The following is an 18,336-nucleotide window of genomic DNA, read 5'->3' on the forward strand; positions in this document are numbered from 1 at the left end:
TGCTTCTTAACCGCTCACTTGGGCGAATGAGCCAGCTAGTCTGTGTTAATAAACTGGTCCACCACGTGGCTAATCCCTTCTTCATCATTGGTATGGGTCACAAAGTCCGCCACCGCTTTGACACTAGCTACTGCATTGCCCATGGCCACGCCTAAGCCGGCCCATTCCACCATGGTCAGGTCATTCTCCTGGTCGCCAAAAGCCATGGTTTGCTCTTGGTCAACCCCAATTTCTTGACTCAAATGGGCTAAGCCCGACCCCTTATTGGCCTCAAGCGGGTTAAATTCTAAGAAATAAGGAGCTGATTTGACAATATTCCAGCGGTCAAACCACTCTTTTGGTAGGTCTTGACGAACAGTCTCTAAGTAACTGGGCTCCCCAGTCACCATCAGTTTATTGACCTTAGCCCCCGTCTCGCGGAAGTCTTCAATTTTTATCGGCATACCGGTCAACTTGGCTTCATGAGCCATATAGTCATGCTTAGGCGACTTGAGACCGAGGACATTATGGTCATCATAGGTGTTGATATCGACATCGTAGTCGGCTAAAAAGTCACAGATTTCATCAACTTCCGCTGGGGGAAGAACAGCTTCAAAAATGACCTGGTTATCGGACCAGGAGTCAACAATCCGGCCCCCGTTAAAACTGGATAAATAACGGACCAAGTCCTTACCAACCAGGTCCTGGATCAATTCCACCCCAGGTAAGGGGCGGCCGGAAGAGATCACAATTTCAATACCTGCTTCCTTCATCGTCTTCAAAGCCTGGTGGGTGGCCTCACTCAAGCTGGAGTCACTCTTTAAGAGGGTGCCATCAACGTCAAATGCAGCTAATCGATACATGCTTTAATTTCCTTTCATTGTTTAATGCTTTAAGAAGTAGTCTGCTTGGCTATTGACCTGAACCTCCATATCGCCTTCATAGGAAATGATGACAGGGTCTGCTCCCAAGCGTAAACGACCCTCATTAATAGTATAGATGTCATCGTTCAACAGGTTAGTATAGTCGCCTTGGGGCAGGGATAATTCTACCTCACAGAAGTCTTCCCCATCGGCTTTCAATTTAAAAATACCAAATAAGTGTTGGTTGTAATAGTGGTAGCCACAAATAATCACATTAGGCTTGACTCCCCGGTAGAAGAAGTAGCCACTCTTGCAAGCTTCGCGCTTCTTAATTTGAGAGAGCCGCTGGATCATCTCAGTCATGTCTTCTTTGACAGTCCAATCCATACTTTCTGCCTTATCCCAGGGAATGGGATCGGCCAAGCCATACTCTTGTCCCATGATCAAGTGGGCCATGCCCTTCTTAAAGAGGGAAAAGGCGGTCCAATTTCGCAAATCCGCCTGACTCTTCACAAGCGAAGCGACCCGGGGGTGGTTGGCGAACTCCAGGGCCCGGTTTTTCACAGCGGTAAAAGGCAGCTGGATCTCACTTAAATTCAGGACATAGATCAGATTATCCAAATCCAAAATTCCATGGTAATAGCGGAGGTAAAATTCAGCCAAATTGCCCTCGTCCAGAACATCGAAATTACTGTAGAGCTCCCCTTCTGTCGAATACTGGACATTATCCATCCGCAAACGAAACATGGTATTGTCAGCCAGAAGGTTCCCCATCCAATAGAAATAAGGATGGACATCTTCCACTTCGGCCCGGGCACTATTCCAAAACTCGGTGCGGATTAATTGGGCGTCGCGAATGGAGAAACCATCCACATAGAGGGCCCACTCCTTCAAGGTGTCGATCAATTCGTCCCAGAGCTTAGGGTTAGAAAAGTCGAGGTCAACCCCCTTTTCATAACCGGGAAAACGAGTATAGACCTGGCCCTCCTGATTACGCATGAAGTAAGTCGGCCGCTCCTCAATCACTTGGGAATCCCTAGCCAGTTGAGTCATAGGAAACTCAATCACTAACTGGATACCTGCTTGGTGAACCGCATGGACCAAGTCCTTGAAGTTCTCCATAGTCCCGTAAGTGGGCTCAACATCCTTAAAATTCTTCACAAAGTTAGGGTTGCCGACCTCTCCTTCCGGATGTTGGTCGGTCACGGGAAATATCGACGCTAAAATTAAAATATCCACACCCAAGGCCTTCAAGCGGGCCAAGTCAGGGATAACTGCTTGAAAAGTCCCCGCTTCGCTATAATTCCGGATAAAAATTTTATAAGCTAACTTATGCCTTAAGGTCAAATTGGTTACCTTCGCCATCGGTCCATTTCACGCTCCTTTTTTAAGTGCCTGCACCTTTCCTTAGTCGCTTTTATCATATCACATCAGGGCCTAAAAAAGCGCTTAATTTCTCTAGGCGATTAGGCTAGCGCTTGGCTGACTAAAATTTTTCCATCCTGGGTGACTGCCAAACCTTCAACGCCTTTTAAGTCATTAATGGCAGCCACGGCTTCCTCAGCCCTTAAGGGAAAGAGGGCAGTGGTCCAAATCTCACAGAAAACCGATTGGGGAGCAATGATCGTTAAACTGGCCAAGTCCGTCTCAATCGGATAACCTGTCCGAGAATCCAAGATATGATGGTAGGAATGCCCTTCTTGTTTAAAGCTACGTTCATAGATTCCCGAAGTCACCACTGACTGGTTTTTGACCGGGACCGTAGCCATGATTTCTCCACGAACCGCATCCGGTCGCTGAATTCCAATCCGCCAAAAACCATTCTCCCGGTTAGGGGCATCCCCCATCACCAAAACATTACCGCCTAGGTTAATCAGTCCATAATCCGCCCCGGCCCGGCGCCAATCAGCCACAATCTGGTCGGCAAAATACCCCTTAGCTATCGCCCCCAGGTCAATCTCCATCCCCGGCTCTTCTAAATACACTTTGCAGGTCGTGGGGTCAAGCTGGACCTTATGGGGGTCAATGATAGCCAGCCGGTCTTCAATCTCTTCTTGGCTAGGCACCTGGGCATCGGAGAAGCCGATATGCCAGAGCTTCACCAAAGGCCCAATCGCCAAGTTAAAGCGCCCCTCAGTCGAGAGCGAGACTTTTTTAGCCAGTTGGATCAGGTCAAAGAGGTCCTCATCCACCTTGACTGCCGCTTGACCAGCTGCCTGGTTGACCCGCATCAGCATGGAGTCATCGCGGTTAGCGGAGAAACGATATTCATAATCGCGCAACTTGGCTTCGCTCGCTTCTAAGAGGGCCTCGGCCTTGGGGTGGCCAACCTTCATTTCGATCACGGTTCCCATTAATTCAACTAATTTTACTGCTTCCATGTGTCTCCCCTTTCTTATCCATTAAATTTCACCCGACACGGTCGGTTCCTGCTTCACTCCCGCCAATTCATCGATTTGCCAGTGAAGGACAATCCAAGTGGCTAAGAAGACAGCCATAATATCAAGACCCGCCCGACTCACCAGATCGACCAGGGCAATCTCATAACGTAAGGCAAAGAAGGCATGGTAAGCCAGAACTGCCGGTGCAAAAAAGCCCCAGGTAAACTGGTAGTTTTTGCCTTTCTTATCTTGACGTTTGAGATAACGTTGCAAGACGCAAAAGACCCCACCAAGGGTCAAGCCCAGCATAGCTGACCAAATGAGGGAAATGGTTAAATAATCGTCCCCCATGCTATAAATGTCTAAGCCCCGGTAGGCAAAGAAACGAAAAATCACCATGGCCAAAGTATAGACCACAAGCGCCCGGTTATAGATAAAGGGCTTGCGTTGATAATGATGGCGTTTAGTCGCCAATAATTTCTCAATCAAAGCCCCTTGGACCATGAAGAGAAGAACTGCCTTCAGACTATTTAAGAAATAATCAACCGGCAGGCGGTGGGGCAAGGGTTCACACAGGTAAAGGATGAAAACTACCAACTCACAAGCCAAGTAGACCCAGGTTTTATAGCGTTTGGTCCCTGGCAGGCGTAAATCGATCAGTTCATAGCCCGCACTCATCAGACTAAAGACCAGCCAACCCACTAGAAACGCCAAGAGCGGATAGTTTCCAGACTCCAGCAAGGAAGAAGGCGGTAGGATTCCTTGAAAGGATGGGTTGGGTAAAAATAAGTCAAATACCAGCTGTAAAGCAGACATCACTATACCAATTAAGGCTATTCTAAGCCATCGCTTCATCGGCCTCACTTCTTTCTAATACACCCGCATAGCTAACAGGTGCTCACGTAACACAACAGCATTATTTTCGCTTTCATTTTTGGAACTATAGATTAGGGTAATCTTATGGTCAGCCGCCTTTCGACATAGACGTTGGCAGGCCTCATGGGCAGCTTGCTTCTGGTTGAGTTCTTGTTTATAGGCTGACTTAAAGCGGTCAAAGTGGTCAGGGTTTTGGTGAAAAGTCTTGCGCAAGTCATCACTCGGGGCCAAATCTTTCTCCCATTCGTCCACATGGGCATCTTCCTTCTTGATCCCCCGTGGCCACAAGCGATCCACTAAAATCCGCTCCCCATCACTAGGATCATAGTCCGCATAAGCTCGCTTAATCGCAATCTCCATCAAAACACACCCTCATCTCTAAAAAAACATCAATATCATAAATATAGTATAACAAATCCCAACAAACAGGAGAAATAAGAAGGATGTGAGGATGCTTGCTCTGCGCTTGGAGCAGGTTTTGATAGTTCGTATATTGAAAAAAGCTAGGACTTTTGTCCTAGCCTTGACTTGACTACCTTTTCTTATTCAGCTTGTCCCATCTTACTGAGGGCTTCTTCTAAATGATGTTTGGTCTTTTCCTTACCCATGACTTCAATGGTTAAGCCGATGGAAGGACCGTGTTCCTTACCTGAAGTAGCAACACGCAGGGGCATGTAGAGGTTCTTTCCTTTAATGCCAGTGTCTTTTTGGACTTGTTTAATGGCCGCCATGATGTGTTCTTCATCGAAAGGTTCAATAGCGTCCAACTTATTATTGAAGTCGTTCACCACTTCATAGGCAGTGTCTGCGGACAGGATTTCCTTACCGCGTTCATCCACTTCTAGGGAATCATGGAAGAACATGTCGGATAAGTCGACAATTTGTTTCGCATAAGACATTTCATCCTTATATAAGGATACTAATTTCTTAGTCCATGCCAATTCTTCCTCACTTGGGTTTTCAGAGACCCGTCCCGCTGCTTGCAGGTGAGGAATGGCCAAACGAGCGACGGTTTCTTCGTCAGCTGCCTTCATGTAACGGTTATTGATCCATTCCAATTTCTTATTATCAAAAGCAGCCGGCGACTTGCTGAGACGGTTAGGGTCAAAAATTTCAATAAATTCTTCCTTAGAGAAGATTTCTTCTTCCCCTTTTGGTGACCAACCCAATAAGGCGATAAAGTTAAAGATCGCTTCAGGTAAGTAACCCAGGTCACGGTACTGCTCAATGAATTGGATGATGGACCCATCCCGTTTGGAGAGTTTTTTCCCGGTTTCGGCACTGGTAATCAAGGACATATGGCCAAAAACAGGTGGCTCCCAGCCTAGTGCTTGATAGATCATGATTTGTTTAGGGGTGTTAGACAAGTGGTCATCCCCACGTAAGACATGGGTAATGGCCATGAGGTGGTCATCGACAACCACAGCGAAGTTATAGGTTGGTGACTTATCATTCTTCCAAATAATAAAGTCGCCACCAATATCTTCAGAATGGATGCTGACCTCTCCTTTCACCATGTCGTCAAAGGTATAAGTTTCCCCTTCTGGAATCCGGAAACGAACAGTTTCTGGACGCCCCTCTTCTCGGGCTGCTTGGATATCTTCCTCGGAACGATCGCGCCAGGTACCTTCATAGTGAGGCATGGTTCCAGCTGCCTTTTGGGCTTGGCGGGCCGCTTCTAGTTCTTCTTCGGTATCATAAGCATAGTAAGCGTCCCCTTGCTCAATCAATTGGTCAATGTATTTTTGATAGATATCATAACGCTCTGATTGGCGGTAGGGACCGTATTGGCCTGGGTTTTCTGGGCTTTCATCCCAATCCAAACCTAACCATTTCAGGTTATCGATTTGGCTCTTCTCCCCATCAGCCACATTCCGTTTTTTATCGGTGTCTTCGATACGGATAATGAAGTCGCCACCCTCGTGACGTGCGAATAAATAATTAAACAAAGCGGTACGCGCATTGCCAATGTGTAAGTAACCCGTTGGACTTGGCGCATAGCGCACTCTGATCTTATCGGACATAAATTTAGCCATCTCCTCTTTGTCTGTAAAGATTTCAATCGTTTCTATTCTACCATAACTTGGCCCTGCATAAAAAGGAATGGGCCAAAAAGCGAAGACTTCCTGCAAGTAAGGGGATCCCCCCAAAAAAGTACTTCAAATTCGAACAAGCTCGTCAGCAGTCCACTCCTAGCCCTTCAAAGTCACTTGACCAACCTTATCCCCTGCTTGAACGGCTTTAGGATCAGTCAGCTGCAAGCTTTCCACTTGGTCCGCTTGGGTTAAAACCAGCACACAAGTCGTTTCTGCTCCCGCTTGGCGAACGGCTTCCAGGTCCATTTGGGTCAAGAGCTGGCCGGCTTTGACTTGGTCACCGGCAGCTACCTTAGAGTTAAACGGTTTTCCATCCAAATCAACAGTGTTAAAGCCTAAATGGAGGAGGATTTCGAGTCCTTCCTCACTTTCCATACCAATGGCATGTTGGGTAGGAAATACTGTAGTCACCGTCCCAGTCACTGGGGCATAAATGGCGCCGTCATCGGGCTCAATGGCATAGCCGTCCCCCATCATCTTTTGGCTAAAGACCGGGTCAGAGACTGTCTCTAAAGGCACTAATTCTCCCTTAGCAATCGCTTCGAGGGTTACTGGGGTATTTTTAGCTTTTTTCTTTAAGGGTAAATTGCAATATCAAGTGCATATTTATTTTAAAAAATCCCAGTGTCATGCCAAATAACTAAAAAGCTGATAAAGTCAATAATTCTTGGCCCGTTTTTCTCTAGCTTAAAGTGCTTGATTATCATTTAGAGATTCAGGGTGGGGCTGTCAAGGTGGAGAGCGAAGCGGACCTTGACTGGCCCACACTGAATCTCTATGCTTTGTTAAGCACTTTAGCCTGCTTCTTTAAGCGTTTCCTGAAGTTTCGCAACTTCTAGGTTATAACAGTCGTTAGGGGTTTGATAATCTAAGACCTTTCTAAAGCGATTATTTATTGTATTCGTATAGTGTGCGAGTTCCTGGTATGTCAGCTTTTTAAAGCTTGTCCCTTTGGGCAAGAATTCTCTTAACATGCGATTATGTCTCTCATTACTGCCTTTTTCCCAAGCTGAATAGGCATGGGCGAAAAAGACTTCCAAATCCTTCAGAGCATACTCAAGCTGAGATAGTTTAGAAAATTCACTGCCGTTATCGGTCGTTAAGGTTTTAAAACACGCTTGACCCTCTTTAAGAATCACCTTTTTAACCGATTTTACAATGGAATCTGCATCCCACTTCCAAGTCTTCTTGGTGAGGAATTTTCGCGTTTTCCGTTCAACTAGAGTAATAAGACATGGCTCTCCTTTAGTCTTCTTTCCTATCACGAGGTCAAGCTCCCAGTGACCAAATTCTTCTCTTGAAAGGACGTCTGGGCATCGCTGATCAATGCTTTTTCCAAATACCTTTTTATTCGTCCCACGCGGTTCACTAGGTTGTTTTCTTGGACGAATCCTTGTTTTCATAGGAAGATCAATATTCCTCACATTTAATAAACCAAGATTGATATATTTATACATGGTTTTGGTGCAAGGAACTCTTTCTAAAGGGTGTTTTCTGCGGTAATCATGAATAAACGTATCAACACTGAAAATACGGTCTTCTTTAGGTGTCAGTAAGGCTTCCTCAAAGGCTTTAATGAAGTTAGATTTTCCATACAAAGCGCCTCTGGCTTTAGAATTTGACCGATTATCTTTATAAACACGCGAGCCAGTTTCTGCAAGATAGACATCAACGTAGGTATGATCATAGTTCATTTGACGTGTTTTTCCACGTTTTAGTTCACGAGATATGGTGCATTGATTGACGCCAACGGCGTCAGCAATCTCTTTCTGTTTATGTCCTTCTTGGTGCATTGCTTGGATAATTCCGCGTTTTTCTGCAGAAAGGTGTGTATATGATCTAGGTTTCGTGTTAGAATGTTTCATAGCCAGTGAGTGCTCCTTTACTTGGGTTTAGACGCTTTTAAGTATAGAGCATCACTGGTTTTTTGTCGTCCTTTTCTCTATGCACTTCATTTTACAATTTACCTTTTTTCTTTAAGAAATCAAACATCTTCCTGCTCCTTTTAATGGGCGCTTAACCTTCTGGCAAGGGTCGCTGGCCCGTCAATTCGTGTTAGGGATAGTTTACCATGAAAGGTTGAGAATAACAGAATTTTTCCTGGAATTTTCCCCACTTGGATCTTCCACTCACTCAAGCCTTTTTTATAAAGGTCAAGTGGTGGGCGTTTGATTCTTGGGCCAGGTAGCGGTAACCTGCCTCATTAAATGCCTTCACCTGGCTGAGATCAGTCACTTGATGGTTGATGAGGTAATTAAGTAATTGCCCCCGGCCCTTTTTAGCAGTCGTGGAATGCTGTTTACGCTTACCATCCTTCACTTGGTAAAAATCCACATCGATCCAGTCATAGCGGTCGGGATCGAGCAGGCTGGCAAATTCCTGGCTGGCTAGATTAAGAACGGTCTCTCCCGGTTCAAAGGCTTGATCAAAAGCCCCCTGCCAAAACTTCCTTAACGACTGGCCTGCCACTTTCAAGGGCATGGATAAGTCCAAACGGTAGGCCTTAATGGGCTGGGTCGCAGGGATGGGCCCATAGAGGGCAGACAAAATCCGCACCTGGTCTTTCAGATAGGTCTTAATACTGGCGTCGCTTAAGTCCAAGTCCAGCTGTCGGTAAGCCAAACCGTGGTAGAGGCGAATGGCCGGATAGGTACGCTCTTGGTCAAAAGCCTGGATGTAAGCTAAGTTGGTCGCTAAGAGTTTGTCCTTTACCTTCAAGGTATTCGCCACTGCTTCAGGGCTCAGTGATTGAAGTGCCTGGACCACTGCTTGACTTTTAGAATTTAGCTGCCAATCGCTTGCTAAGGGATGATCGAGGCTCATTTCTTTTGCGGGTGAGAAAATAATTTTCATGAAAAGTCTCCTTTAAAGAGTTCTGCTGGTCTTATTTTACCATAGAGTCATAGCGATCTTGCTCTTTGACGCGCTTGTCACAGGACGAACGTCCACTTCACAAACTATTTACGGTAGGCTGTCGCCTATCTCCCATAAGTTTGCTCCAGTGCTTTCGTCCTCTTGTGTGACTGTCACACTCTACCATTTATTGTTGATTAAATAACTTTATTGGACAAAAAAGTCAAATTATATTATGGTTTTTTTATCAGTTTTTTAGGGGAGTAGAGGAAAATGGAAAGAGAATTTGGTCCAGTCTTGGGTTTTTGTAGAAGAATCGTGCGTTTATTTATACCTACCTACCGCATCGACCAAGACGCTTCGGTTGATTTGAACCAGCCAACTGTCTTTGTCTCCCACCATGAAAACCTTAGAGGCCCGCTTAAAATCATCATCTGGACTACCATTTTTATGCGGATCTGGGTCTTGGCTAAGTTAACTGAGCCCAAGGCCTGCTACCAACACTTTGTGGACTATACCTTTACCCAACGTTTCCACCTGCCCAAAGCCATTGCCAAATTACTGGCTTTTCCAGCAGCCTGGATCGCTTCTTTCTTTCTCAACCAAGCCCGGGTTATCCCCGTTTATCGCGGTAGCCGCCAACTCAAGAAGACCTTTACCTGTAGTCTCCAAGCCCTAGAAGAGCGTATCCCGGTGACTATCTTTCCTGATGTGGACTATCAAAGTAAAGACCAGCCGGTAGGAAAAATCTATGAAGGCTTTCTCCACTTAGAGAAGCTCTACTACCGTAAATACCAAGAGCATATTCAATTTGTTCCCCTCTACGCCAACCGCAAAACCCATAAAATCTATTGCGGACAAGCCGTCACCTTCCAAGGGTCTAAAGAAAATTTCCGCCAAGAACGTGACCACGTGGCCCAGGAACTCCAAGACCAACTTAACCGTCTAATTGATAAAGACTAAATCCAATCAAGTGAGCCCTCAGCTAAAAAATGGCTGGGGGCTTTTTTCTTCTTCGCTCCTAAGTCTAATTTCCAGCTTTTTCCGCTTCTTACCCTTATAATAAAAGTAGTAGGTGGTCAAATACTGGCCACCAAAAATAAAACATGAGGAGGAATGACGATGTCAATGCGTGATCAATTAATCGGTACCTGGCGTTTGCTTTCTTACGAAACTGAAAAAGACGGCGAAAAAGTTTATCCTTTCGGCGAAGACGCTAAGGGCTTTATTATGTACAATCCTGATGGCTACATGTCAGCTCAATTATCCAAAGTGGGTCGGACCCCATATGAATCTGGAGACATCCACACGGGAACTACCGAAGAAATGGCTGAAGCAGCCCACGGTTACATGGCCTACTCAGGTCGTTTTGAAGTGGACGAAGAAAAAGGGGAAGTCACCCACCACATGGACGTTTCCATGAACCCTACTTGGGAAGGCCAAGCCCAACCCCGGGTCGGTCAAATTGACGGCAAGATCTTATCGATCTATAACGGCCTCCACCCCGAAGACCAACTCAAATGGGAACGCGTAGAACCCCATCAATAAAAGAGTGCGACGGGTGCACCGAAAGGCAAGACCACTGGAGGAAAATCCCATAAGCGCAGTTATAAGGATATGAGGAAGAATCAGGGAGGGCGATTCCTTGGAAGAAAAGATGAAAAGATCAGCTTGCTGATCGTTCAACTTTTCTGAAAGGACATCCCCTACCCCTTCCGAGTTCAACTGGCTGAGTGTTGGATTTTCTGAAGGGACTTCAAGGCCGGCGTACGAACTCAACTAAAGTGCGACAGTCACATCTGATAAGATTTAGAAACAATTTTTAATAGACATTCATAAGGAGGACTCATTTATGGCAAATACCAATCGTGTTGTTGTAGTCACTGGTGGCGGGTCAGGGATTGGTCTCGCTATCGCTAAAAGTTTTGCAGAAAACGGAGATAAGGTGGCTATTCTCGGTCGGACTAAGGAAAAATTAGACAAGGCTGCTGAAGGGAATGACAATCTTTACGGTTTCCCTTGTGACATCCAAGTCGAAGACGAAGTCAAAGCAACGACCGAAGCCATCGCCAAAGAACTCGGTGACATTGACGTCTTAGTCAATAATGCAGGTTTGCAAAGAATTCATTCCGTGGAAGACTTCCCCCTATCTGACTGGGACCAAGTGATCGGTACCATCTTAACCGGGACCTTCCTCATGACCAAGTACTCCCTCCCCTACATGACCAAAAATGAATGGGGCCGGGTGATTACCATTTCTTCTGGACATGGTCGTCGTCCCGATAAATACAAGTCAGCTTATGTAGCGGCTAAACACGGCCAAATCGGCTTCACTAATACTGTCGCTATGGAATATGCCCAGGCCGGCATTACCGCTAACTCCATTCTCCCAGGGGCTACCAATACTGATTTAATCCAAAATCAATTAGGTGACCTGGCCGAAAAAGACGGGACTTCTAAACAAGAAGCCCTGGAAACCCATATCTTAGGCGCTCAATGGATGAAAGAACTCATTGAACCCGAAGAAATCGGTGCCTTAGCCGTCTTCCTAGCTTCTGACGGGGCTGCGAAGATTACCGGCGAAGCGATCGGGATCACCGGTGGCGAATAGGATAATCACTAGCTAAGATTAAATAACGAACAAGCCCAGGTCTTATAGTCACCTGGGCTTGTTTGCTTTTTATTAACACTAGGGTATTATTACTATCAAATCAGGGTAATTTATGCCATGCTTTGAAGCCTGGCAACCCCCTATTTATCGCTCCACTATTAGTGAGAATAGTGATTGAGCTGTTCCGTTTCTGGCTAGAGACACGAGACGATGATTAGTTGCCACCAGCCCACACGCTAAGCCGCAGAGCGAAAAATAGCCATCCCATGGCAGTGGGATGGCTATTTTGCTTTTCAAATCGAAAATTTTTACCCTGCCGCATTTCAATGACGTCATCAATCGACCAATTTTCAAAACAATTCTGCCCTACTTCTCTTCTTCCCAGCGGTCGATAAAGTCATAGAGTTTACTTTCCCGTTGGTAGATGATTAATGACACCACCATCACTAAGCCCAAGAGGATAAAAGCTAAGGCCAGGAGAAGGGGAAGGTAGGTAGATAGGCGGGGCTGGCTGATAAGCAGGATTCCCATGACAAAAGTGACTAGGGAGAGCAAGATCCCGCTCAGGGGAATGTCCCAATGATCCGTATGAATCCGATAAAATTGCCAGATCCGGATCAGACTCAAGCCAATCATCCACACGCCCACTTGAATAGGAAGGAAACGACCGCCCAGATAGATGCCTGCCCCTGATAACCCAAAGGCCAAAACGGCTGCTAATAAATAAGTTCCCCGCAAGCGTGATTGAGGCTGGGTCCAAAAGTAGCGCAAGTCCCAGAGTCCGGAAATAAAGATGACTAACAGGAAAAAACCTGCCAGGAAGCTCAAATCATAGCTGGGCTTGACTAAAAGAACCAGCCCCGAAAAGATTAAAGCTCCCCCCACCAGGACACTCACCCAGGGGTGGTCTTGGTGCCAGTGGCTGACTTGTTGGAGGACTTCATTTTTGATGGATTGGGGATAGTAAGTATCCTCACTGGTCCGTCTCCTACGCTTCAAGGCCCGCCCAATCAAAACTAAATCATTCAAGGTCGACATCAGAAAACGCTGGGTCGACCGGTCTAAAGACTTGCCTCCCCGGTACAAATTACCGATGAAGCCCGAGAAATCCTGGTCAATATCCTTGAAACTATCGATACCGGTTTGACTCAAGAGTTCAAAAACGAGGAAGAAGAAGCGCTCAATATTTTCTTGACCCTGCCACTGCATCCAGACATTCATGGTGGCTTGGGCCAACTGGCTGGCCGGGGTCGTGCTTTGAACACGTTGAAAATGGTCCTCCTCCACCTGCCACATCTCCATCAAGTGTTGCATAAGAGAAATTCCCGAACTTTTCACCACCACTGGCTTAACCGCCGCATGGAGAATAATGCCCACTAAGGAGTCCTCCGGTACATATTCATGGATCCGCCCTTGCAGGCGATGGAAGTTTTCCTGCGCCAAGGTCTCTCGGTGGATACCTGGCGAATCAAAGGCGTAGACCGCCGTCAAGCGGTCCTGGTAGGATTTTTCTTGTTGGATAGCAGCGACAATAGCCAAATTGCCTCCCTTAGAATGACCAGAAACGATAAGTTTTTCTTCTGAGTCGACTGAATAATCCAAAACTTGGCGGAGGTAATCTGTTGCTGCCTTTTGCGAAGGCATGGCTTTTTGATAGGCCAGTTTGAAGTTCTCCCGCCAGCCGACGAGGTGGTCATCTGTGCCCCGAAAGGCGATTATTTTAAAATGATCAGGCACTTCTACCACCAAGCCTGCAAATTGGAGGACAGCCTCCCGATTTAACTGGGAAACAAAACCATAAAGACGAATGTCTTGGTAACGCTGACTATTAGCCATAGCTTCCAAGACTTGATAGCGCCCCGCCATGATCCACTCCCACAAGCCCTGATAGGAATAGTCTTGATCCAATAAGGCCTGGTAGAGGGTAGCTAGATCAATATATTTTTCTCCGGATAGGTTATTAGTTAAGAGTCCCGCCAGGGGCAGGTTGCTTAACTCAGTTAGAGCCGCAATATCCACTTCATTGAGGGCCAAATCAGTAAAGCTTTGGTCCTGTTTAGCTTGTAAGTAATCAAGAATCCGCATCGTTTCCCTCCTCATAGCCTTGACTTACCATTATTATAGAGAATCCTGGTCGGAAAGCAAAAAAGAAATATGGACAATAAAAAACAACCCACTGTCTGAGTGGGTTGTAAAGGAAAAAAACAAAAATGAAAGGATGATGCAATCTCTCGATTGCTTCGCATCTATTGTAACACGAAGAATTGAGATATGTAAGGGCTTACATATACTTTTTTTATTTTTTTGCCATAACTATTTAATTATTCATACCTTCCTAGCCTTGACCACTTTCTCACTGCTTTTGATAGATTCTAACTTTTAAATAATCGCTCTCAGGACTTTTGGGCGGTACGGGAAAATCTTCTGGTAAGTGAAAGCTCTCCACCAGTTCTAGCACTTCATTTCCAGCCTGGGCCCCCTTTAAGATATCCGCTTGAAAAGTCTTAGGCGAATAGTTAGCGGCATTGGTCGAGCAGATGAGGTAGCCGCCGGGGCTGAGAATGGCCAGCGCATCCTGAACCAATTGGGGGTATTGTTCGGTCACCTTGAAGACCTGCTTACCATTCCGGGCGAAACTAGGCGGGTCCATCACGATCACATCATAAGTCAGGTCATGACGGTTGGCATAGGCAAAATAGTCAAAGGTATCCATAACATAAACCTTATGATTATCACCCAAGTCAATGCCATTGGCTTCAAACTGTTCAGCGGTCAATTCCCTGGTCCGGTTGGCCAGGTCCACTGAGGTCGTCGACAAGGCCCCTCCCATAGCTGCGGCCAAAGAAAAGGCCCCCGTATAGGAAAAAGTATTAAGGACCCGCTTTCCCAGGGCCAGACGCGACATTAAATAATCACGAACCCTTCTTTGGTCGAGGAAGATCCCGGTCATCCAGCCATCTGAAAGCCGGGTGACATAATTGATCCCGTTTTCTTTGATCAAGACCGGTTGATTAGTGGCTTGTCCCCAGAGTAATTCGTTTTTATGGGGAACTTGCTGGCTTTTGAAACGGTTTTTCCCTTCCATGGCTAGGGCTTCAGGGTAGACCGCTGCTAAGGCAGCAATGATGGCCGCTTTATTTTGGTAAATTCCTAAAGAATACCATTGCAAAAGCAGATAACCGGCATAGTAGTCCACCGTCAGGCCTCCTAAACCGTCCCCCTCGCCATTAAAAACCCGAAAGGCCGTGGTCAAGTCATCATAAAAGAGGGCCTGGCGTTTATCCTTAGCCCTTTGAAAGAGTTCTTGAAAAAAGTCTTGCCCCCAGCTCGTCTGGCGGTCATAACTATAGATCCAGCCGATCCCTTTATGCTGCCGGGCCAGGTAGGCCAAGGCTAGAAAGTCGCCTTGATGGTCTTTGATTTGGACCAAGTCGCCCTCTTCAAAGTGAACCGGCTGAATAAAATCATCTTCTTTCAATAATAAGCGTCCCGCGCGTGCTGCTTGGCTGGCGCGTTTTCTAAGAGTGAGTGTTCGCATACTTTACCTGCTTTCATGTTTCATTAGGAAGAACTGTTTACAGTCATAGGCAAAATGGCCAATCACCACGCCCATACTATTAAAAATCACGTCATCAATATGCCCAAGGCCTGTCCCTAAAAAGAGTTGGCCACATTCAATCATAAAGGAAAAACTCATCCCCAATAGGAGGACGCGGAAGAAACGCTTCTTGCCACGGTAGAAATAAGCCAGCAACCAACCAAAGGGAATAAACCAAAGGACATTGCCAAAAAAGTTATACCAATAAGAAAAACTCGAATCCCCATAGGCCAGTTTGATGGTATCTACCAAGGGCAGCCAATGAAAGTCCCTCAAGCTAAGGCCAGGAACCAGGGACAAGTGCCACCATTGCCAGTCGTAGCGCAAGACCGTGAGGTGGAGGAGGAGAACCAAGTAAATAAAAAGCGCTAAAACATGGCCATACTTGGACCAATCCAAGCGCCACTGGGGTTGGCGATGCTTTTTGAAATAGCTAAAGAGCGCAGACAGGCCAATAAAGACTAAAGTATAAAGAATGGTTTTATCCAGGGAAAAAATTAAGAGGCGGATCAGGGGAAAATGGTTCACCCGGTCCGCCAGTAAGTCAGCGAGTAACTGATAAAGTGGGCCGAGAAAAATCATAAGGCATGCCACTTCCTACTTGCCCGGTCATTGTCTTCAACCCCTGCTCTACTGTCGGGATCAAGAAGCAAGCGTCTACTCATCAGTACTAGCACTTGGATCCTATCTGGATAGGAATAGGTACACATGGAGAAGGTCTCCTTTTTGTTAAATTTTATCGTTTCCTAGCAAACTGATCCTAGATAGGGTCGTACTGCTAGCTGGGATTATCCTGGTCAGGGGCGTGTTTTTGGCTTTCAATCCTCACTATTTTCCGAGTCAGCAGCTGCTTCATCAGCCTGGACTTGGCTTTCTGGAGGGAAGCGCAGGGTAAACTGGGTCCCCTTACCGACTTCACTAGTTACTCGGATATCTGCTTGGTGGACCTTCATCAGTTGCTTAACAATCGATAGTCCCAGCCCAGATTCGCCGTAAGCCGAGGCCTTGCGTGATTGGTCCACCTTATAGAAACGTTCCCAAATATTAGCCAAGTCACTTTCAGACATGCCAATCCCCGTATCTCGGACACGGATCGTGGTCCACTGGTCTTCGCCTAAGTCAGCGTCGATCGTGATGGTCCCGGATTCGGTAAATTGAATAGCGTTGTGGACCAAGTTAAAAATAATTTGCCGGAAGCGGTCCATATCCGCATAGACCGTCAGCTGGTCGGGACAGTGCAAGACGATCCGGTCGTCTTTTTTGGCGGTGAGTTCCTTGGCCTGGATGACAATTTCTCCTAAGACTTTCTTAACGGAAAAAGTCACCCGGTTGAGGACAATCTCATGGGCCCGAATTTTCTCATAGTCTAAGTTATCGTTGACTAAGCGGATTAAACGCTGGGTTTCCTTATGCAAGAGCTCCAAGCTGCGCTCTTCCTTGTCCTTGGGGAAGACATGGTAGCGCAAGCCTTCCAAGAGTCCGTTCATGGTTGTCAGGGGCGTCCGTAATTCGTGGGCAATATCCATAATCAATTGGTGGCGCATCTGCTCTTGGCGACTAATTTCCACTTCGGATTCAGCCAAAGATGCCGTCATATCGTTAAAGTCATCCGCCAAGTCATCTAATTCATCACGGTGGGCGGAGGGAATTTGCAGGTAATGGCCCTGGGTAACGGCCCGGGTGGCCTGGCGCAAACGGTTGATCCGCTGGGTTTGGTAGCGGGCCATCATAATGGCTAAGATCACCGCTGCCACTACTGAGATCGCCACGCCCTGGAAGATATTCATCTTTAATTTATTGATGGTTTGACGAATCCCACCAGCCGCCTGGCCAATCACCAAGTAGCCCGAATAGGCGCCCGTTTCTCCGTCTTCTAAGGGAACTGCAATGGCATAGGCATCAGGACTATCTCCGGTAAATCCCAAGTCGTAGTCAAATAAGCCCAAGCGGCCTTTTTCTTTCATCAAGGCAATGTCCTTTGGGGGCAAACCCTGATTAGCATAGTCGCCATTATCCTTATCCGTTAAGGACTGGGGATAGATACGCTGGTTATCCGCGTTATACCAGAATATTTTAATTTGAAAGGAATCCTCAAACCAATTTTGGGCTTCCTCCAGCATCTCCCGGGAGACCTGCCGGCCCTGTATCTCAGAATAGACGGTCTCTAAATCATCAAATACCTGTTGGTAGATCTGACTCTCCGTATAACGAAAAAAAGTAAAGGAAAGCCCGCAGACCGTCACCAAAACCAAAATCGCAAAGGAAGCTAATTGTTGGTATAAATAACGCAAGCTTATTTCTCCCCACTTTCATCGTACTTGTAGCCCACGCCCCAGACGGTGCGGATGACTTGGGGGCCATTCTTTTCCATCTTTTGACGGAGCTTTTTGATATGGGCATCCACTGTGCGTTCATCCCCGTAAAAAGGGTCTTCCCACAAACTCGTCAAGAGATGGTCGCGGGTAAAGACCTGCTTGGGGTGAGAAGCCAAAAGGGCTAAAATATCAAATTCCTTGGGGGTAAGGTTAGTGATAGGCTCACCGTGGAAGGAAGCCTCCCGGGTGTTGGTATCAATCGTTAAATACTTGGTCTTAATCAGACGCTTCTCTTCTTGTTCTGGGCTCTCCCGCTTGTCATTGGCATCCCGCCGCCTTAAGAGAGCGTGCATCTTAGCTACCAGGGTCAAGGGGCTGAAGGGTTTGGTAATATAGTCATCCGCCCCAATCCCCAACCCCAACACTTGGTCACTCTCACTATCGCGTGCCGTCAGCATGATAATAATGACCTCTTGGTTGGTCTTGCGGATATCTTGGCAAATACTAATGCCATCTTTAGAAGGCAGGTTGAGGTCTAAAATCACAATATCAATCTCATCTTCATGGGCCTTGTAATAGTCGTAACCTTCCTGCCCATCATAGGAAAAGTGACTCTCCCAGCCCTCTTCTTGGTCAAGGAACATGGACAGCATTTCTGCCACACTGGTATTATCTTCAATCATCAAAATTTTCACGCCATGGTCCTCCTTTTTACTGCTTCGTTCTGAAGACTTTTTTCTTATCCTAGGCGATGGTTCATTGGC

19 protein-coding genes are annotated in these 18,336 nt (G+C 46.5%); 4 read left to right on the forward strand and 15 right to left on the reverse strand.

The features are described 5' to 3' along the window. Nucleotides 1-35 precede the first annotated feature (35 nt). The 9 genes from CJ190_RS07885 to yaaA form a co-directional block, all read right to left on the reverse strand. On the reverse strand, nt 36-842 hold the full coding sequence (locus CJ190_RS07885; RefSeq protein ID WP_070598060.1) for a Cof-type HAD-IIB family hydrolase: 807 nt from the start codon (nt 840-842) through the stop codon (nt 36-38). 21 nt (nt 843-863) lie between these two features. Next, nucleotides 864-2,207: an alpha-amylase family glycosyl hydrolase gene (locus CJ190_RS07890; RefSeq protein ID WP_070598059.1), complete on the reverse strand. Its 1,344-nt coding sequence runs from the start codon at nt 2,205-2,207 to the stop codon at nt 864-866. A gap of 101 nt (nt 2,208-2,308) precedes the next feature. Then, complete coding sequence (locus CJ190_RS07895; protein ID WP_070598058.1) at nt 2,309-3,223, reverse strand: FAD:protein FMN transferase; 915 nt, start codon at nt 3,221-3,223, stop codon at nt 2,309-2,311. Between the two features lie 21 nt (nt 3,224-3,244). After that, the gene (locus tag CJ190_RS07900; RefSeq protein ID WP_083307082.1) at nt 3,245-4,078 is read right to left on the reverse strand and encodes a hypothetical protein; all 834 of its coding nucleotides are present in this window, start codon (nt 4,076-4,078) and stop codon (nt 3,245-3,247) included. Between the two features lie 15 nt (nt 4,079-4,093). Further along, complete coding sequence (locus tag CJ190_RS07905) at nt 4,094-4,459, reverse strand: DUF488 domain-containing protein (protein WP_070598056.1); 366 nt, start codon at nt 4,457-4,459, stop codon at nt 4,094-4,096. Nucleotides 4,460-4,641: 182 nt separating this feature from the next. Next, nucleotides 4,642-6,123, reverse strand: a complete 1,482-nt coding sequence (gltX, locus tag CJ190_RS07910) for a glutamate--tRNA ligase (protein WP_070598081.1) — start codon at nt 6,121-6,123, stop codon at nt 4,642-4,644. Between the two features lie 168 nt (nt 6,124-6,291). Then, the gene (locus CJ190_RS07915; protein WP_070598055.1) at nt 6,292-6,732 is read right to left on the reverse strand and encodes a PTS sugar transporter subunit IIA; all 441 of its coding nucleotides are present in this window, start codon (nt 6,730-6,732) and stop codon (nt 6,292-6,294) included. A 257-nt stretch (nt 6,733-6,989) separates the two neighbouring features. After that, a complete protein-coding gene (locus CJ190_RS07920) occupies nt 6,990-8,060 on the reverse strand; it encodes an IS30 family transposase (RefSeq protein ID WP_101562109.1) in 1,071 nt (356 codons plus the stop codon). A gap of 268 nt (nt 8,061-8,328) precedes the next feature. Then, nucleotides 8,329-9,048 carry a peroxide stress protein YaaA gene (gene yaaA / locus CJ190_RS07925; protein ID WP_070598257.1) on the reverse strand — a complete coding sequence of 240 codons (720 nt, stop codon included), beginning with the start codon at nt 9,046-9,048 and terminating at the stop codon, nt 8,329-8,331. 273 nt (nt 9,049-9,321) lie between these two features. Here yaaA and CJ190_RS07930 point away from each other — a divergent pair, with 273 nt between their 5' ends. The 4 genes from CJ190_RS07930 to CJ190_RS07945 all read left to right on the forward strand — a co-directional run bounded on the left by CJ190_RS07930 (nt 9,322) and on the right by CJ190_RS07945 (nt 11,877). Continuing rightward, on the forward strand, nt 9,322-10,011 hold the full coding sequence (locus tag CJ190_RS07930; protein ID WP_070598255.1) for a hypothetical protein: 690 nt from the start codon (nt 9,322-9,324) through the stop codon (nt 10,009-10,011). Nucleotides 10,012-10,170: 159 nt separating this feature from the next. Next, nucleotides 10,171-10,596, forward strand: a complete 426-nt coding sequence (locus tag CJ190_RS07935) for a lipocalin-like domain-containing protein (RefSeq protein WP_070598254.1) — start codon at nt 10,171-10,173, stop codon at nt 10,594-10,596. 304 nt (nt 10,597-10,900) lie between these two features. Then, a complete protein-coding gene (locus tag CJ190_RS07940; RefSeq protein WP_070598252.1) occupies nt 10,901-11,659 on the forward strand; it encodes an SDR family NAD(P)-dependent oxidoreductase in 759 nt (252 codons plus the stop codon). A 122-nt stretch (nt 11,660-11,781) separates the two neighbouring features. After that, nucleotides 11,782-11,877, forward strand: coding sequence for a type I toxin-antitoxin system Fst family toxin (locus tag CJ190_RS07945; RefSeq protein ID WP_111818535.1), 96 nt, complete (start codon nt 11,782-11,784; stop codon nt 11,875-11,877). 148 nt (nt 11,878-12,025) lie between these two features. Here the strand turns inward: CJ190_RS07945 and CJ190_RS07950 are convergent, their stop codons facing one another. From CJ190_RS07950 to CJ190_RS07975, 6 genes are all read right to left on the reverse strand, one after another. Then, nucleotides 12,026-13,744: an Mbeg1-like protein gene (locus tag CJ190_RS07950; protein WP_070598250.1), complete on the reverse strand. Its 1,719-nt coding sequence runs from the start codon at nt 13,742-13,744 to the stop codon at nt 12,026-12,028. A gap of 268 nt (nt 13,745-14,012) precedes the next feature. Continuing rightward, entirely contained in the window at nt 14,013-15,197 is a 1,185-nt protein-coding gene (locus tag CJ190_RS07955) for a class I SAM-dependent rRNA methyltransferase (RefSeq protein ID WP_070598249.1), read from the reverse strand. 3 nt (nt 15,198-15,200) lie between these two features. Beyond that, a complete protein-coding gene (locus CJ190_RS07960) occupies nt 15,201-15,839 on the reverse strand; it encodes a VanZ family protein (RefSeq protein WP_070598246.1) in 639 nt (212 codons plus the stop codon). Continuing rightward, nucleotides 15,836-15,967, reverse strand: a complete 132-nt coding sequence (locus tag CJ190_RS07965; RefSeq protein WP_257876532.1) for a hypothetical protein — start codon at nt 15,965-15,967, stop codon at nt 15,836-15,838. Before CJ190_RS07965 ends, CJ190_RS07960 begins: the two co-directional genes overlap by 4 nt. 108 nt (nt 15,968-16,075) lie before the next feature. Further along, nucleotides 16,076-17,548 carry a sensor histidine kinase gene (locus CJ190_RS07970; protein ID WP_070598244.1) on the reverse strand — a complete coding sequence of 491 codons (1,473 nt, stop codon included), beginning with the start codon at nt 17,546-17,548 and terminating at the stop codon, nt 16,076-16,078. A gap of 2 nt (nt 17,549-17,550) precedes the next feature. Further along, complete coding sequence (locus CJ190_RS07975; protein ID WP_070598242.1) at nt 17,551-18,267, reverse strand: response regulator transcription factor; 717 nt, start codon at nt 18,265-18,267, stop codon at nt 17,551-17,553. Nucleotides 18,268-18,336 lie beyond the last annotated feature (69 nt).

Source organism: Aerococcus loyolae (assembly GCF_002871915.2).
Classification (GTDB): domain Bacteria; phylum Bacillota; class Bacilli; order Lactobacillales; family Aerococcaceae; genus Aerococcus; species Aerococcus loyolae.

Coding starts and splice junctions, on each gene's coding strand:
- CJ190_RS07885 (WP_070598060.1), bottom strand. CDS start 842: ATGTATCGATTAGCTGCATTTGACGTTGATGGCACCCTCTTAAAGAGT.
- CJ190_RS07890 (WP_070598059.1), bottom strand. CDS start 2,207: ATGGCGAAGGTAACCAATTTGACCTTAAGGCATAAGTTAGCTTATAAA.
- CJ190_RS07895 (WP_070598058.1), bottom strand. CDS start 3,223: ATGGAAGCAGTAAAATTAGTTGAATTAATGGGAACCGTGATCGAAATG.
- CJ190_RS07900 (WP_083307082.1), bottom strand. CDS start 4,078: ATGAAGCGATGGCTTAGAATAGCCTTAATTGGTATAGTGATGTCTGCT.
- CJ190_RS07905 (WP_070598056.1), bottom strand. CDS start 4,459: ATGGAGATTGCGATTAAGCGAGCTTATGCGGACTATGATCCTAGTGAT.
- gltX (WP_070598081.1), bottom strand. CDS start 6,123: ATGTCCGATAAGATCAGAGTGCGCTATGCGCCAAGTCCAACGGGTTAC.
- CJ190_RS07920 (WP_101562109.1), bottom strand. CDS start 8,060: ATGAAACATTCTAACACGAAACCTAGATCATATACACACCTTTCTGCA.
- yaaA (WP_070598257.1), bottom strand. CDS start 9,048: ATGAAAATTATTTTCTCACCCGCAAAAGAAATGAGCCTCGATCATCCC.
- CJ190_RS07930 (WP_070598255.1), top strand. CDS start 9,322: ATGGAAAGAGAATTTGGTCCAGTCTTGGGTTTTTGTAGAAGAATCGTG.
- CJ190_RS07935 (WP_070598254.1), top strand. CDS start 10,171: ATGTCAATGCGTGATCAATTAATCGGTACCTGGCGTTTGCTTTCTTAC.
- CJ190_RS07940 (WP_070598252.1), top strand. CDS start 10,901: ATGGCAAATACCAATCGTGTTGTTGTAGTCACTGGTGGCGGGTCAGGG.
- CJ190_RS07950 (WP_070598250.1), bottom strand. CDS start 13,744: ATGCGGATTCTTGATTACTTACAAGCTAAACAGGACCAAAGCTTTACT.
- CJ190_RS07955 (WP_070598249.1), bottom strand. CDS start 15,197: ATGCGAACACTCACTCTTAGAAAACGCGCCAGCCAAGCAGCACGCGCG.
- CJ190_RS07960 (WP_070598246.1), bottom strand. CDS start 15,839: ATGATTTTTCTCGGCCCACTTTATCAGTTACTCGCTGACTTACTGGCG.
- CJ190_RS07965 (WP_257876532.1), bottom strand. CDS start 15,967: ATGTGTACCTATTCCTATCCAGATAGGATCCAAGTGCTAGTACTGATG.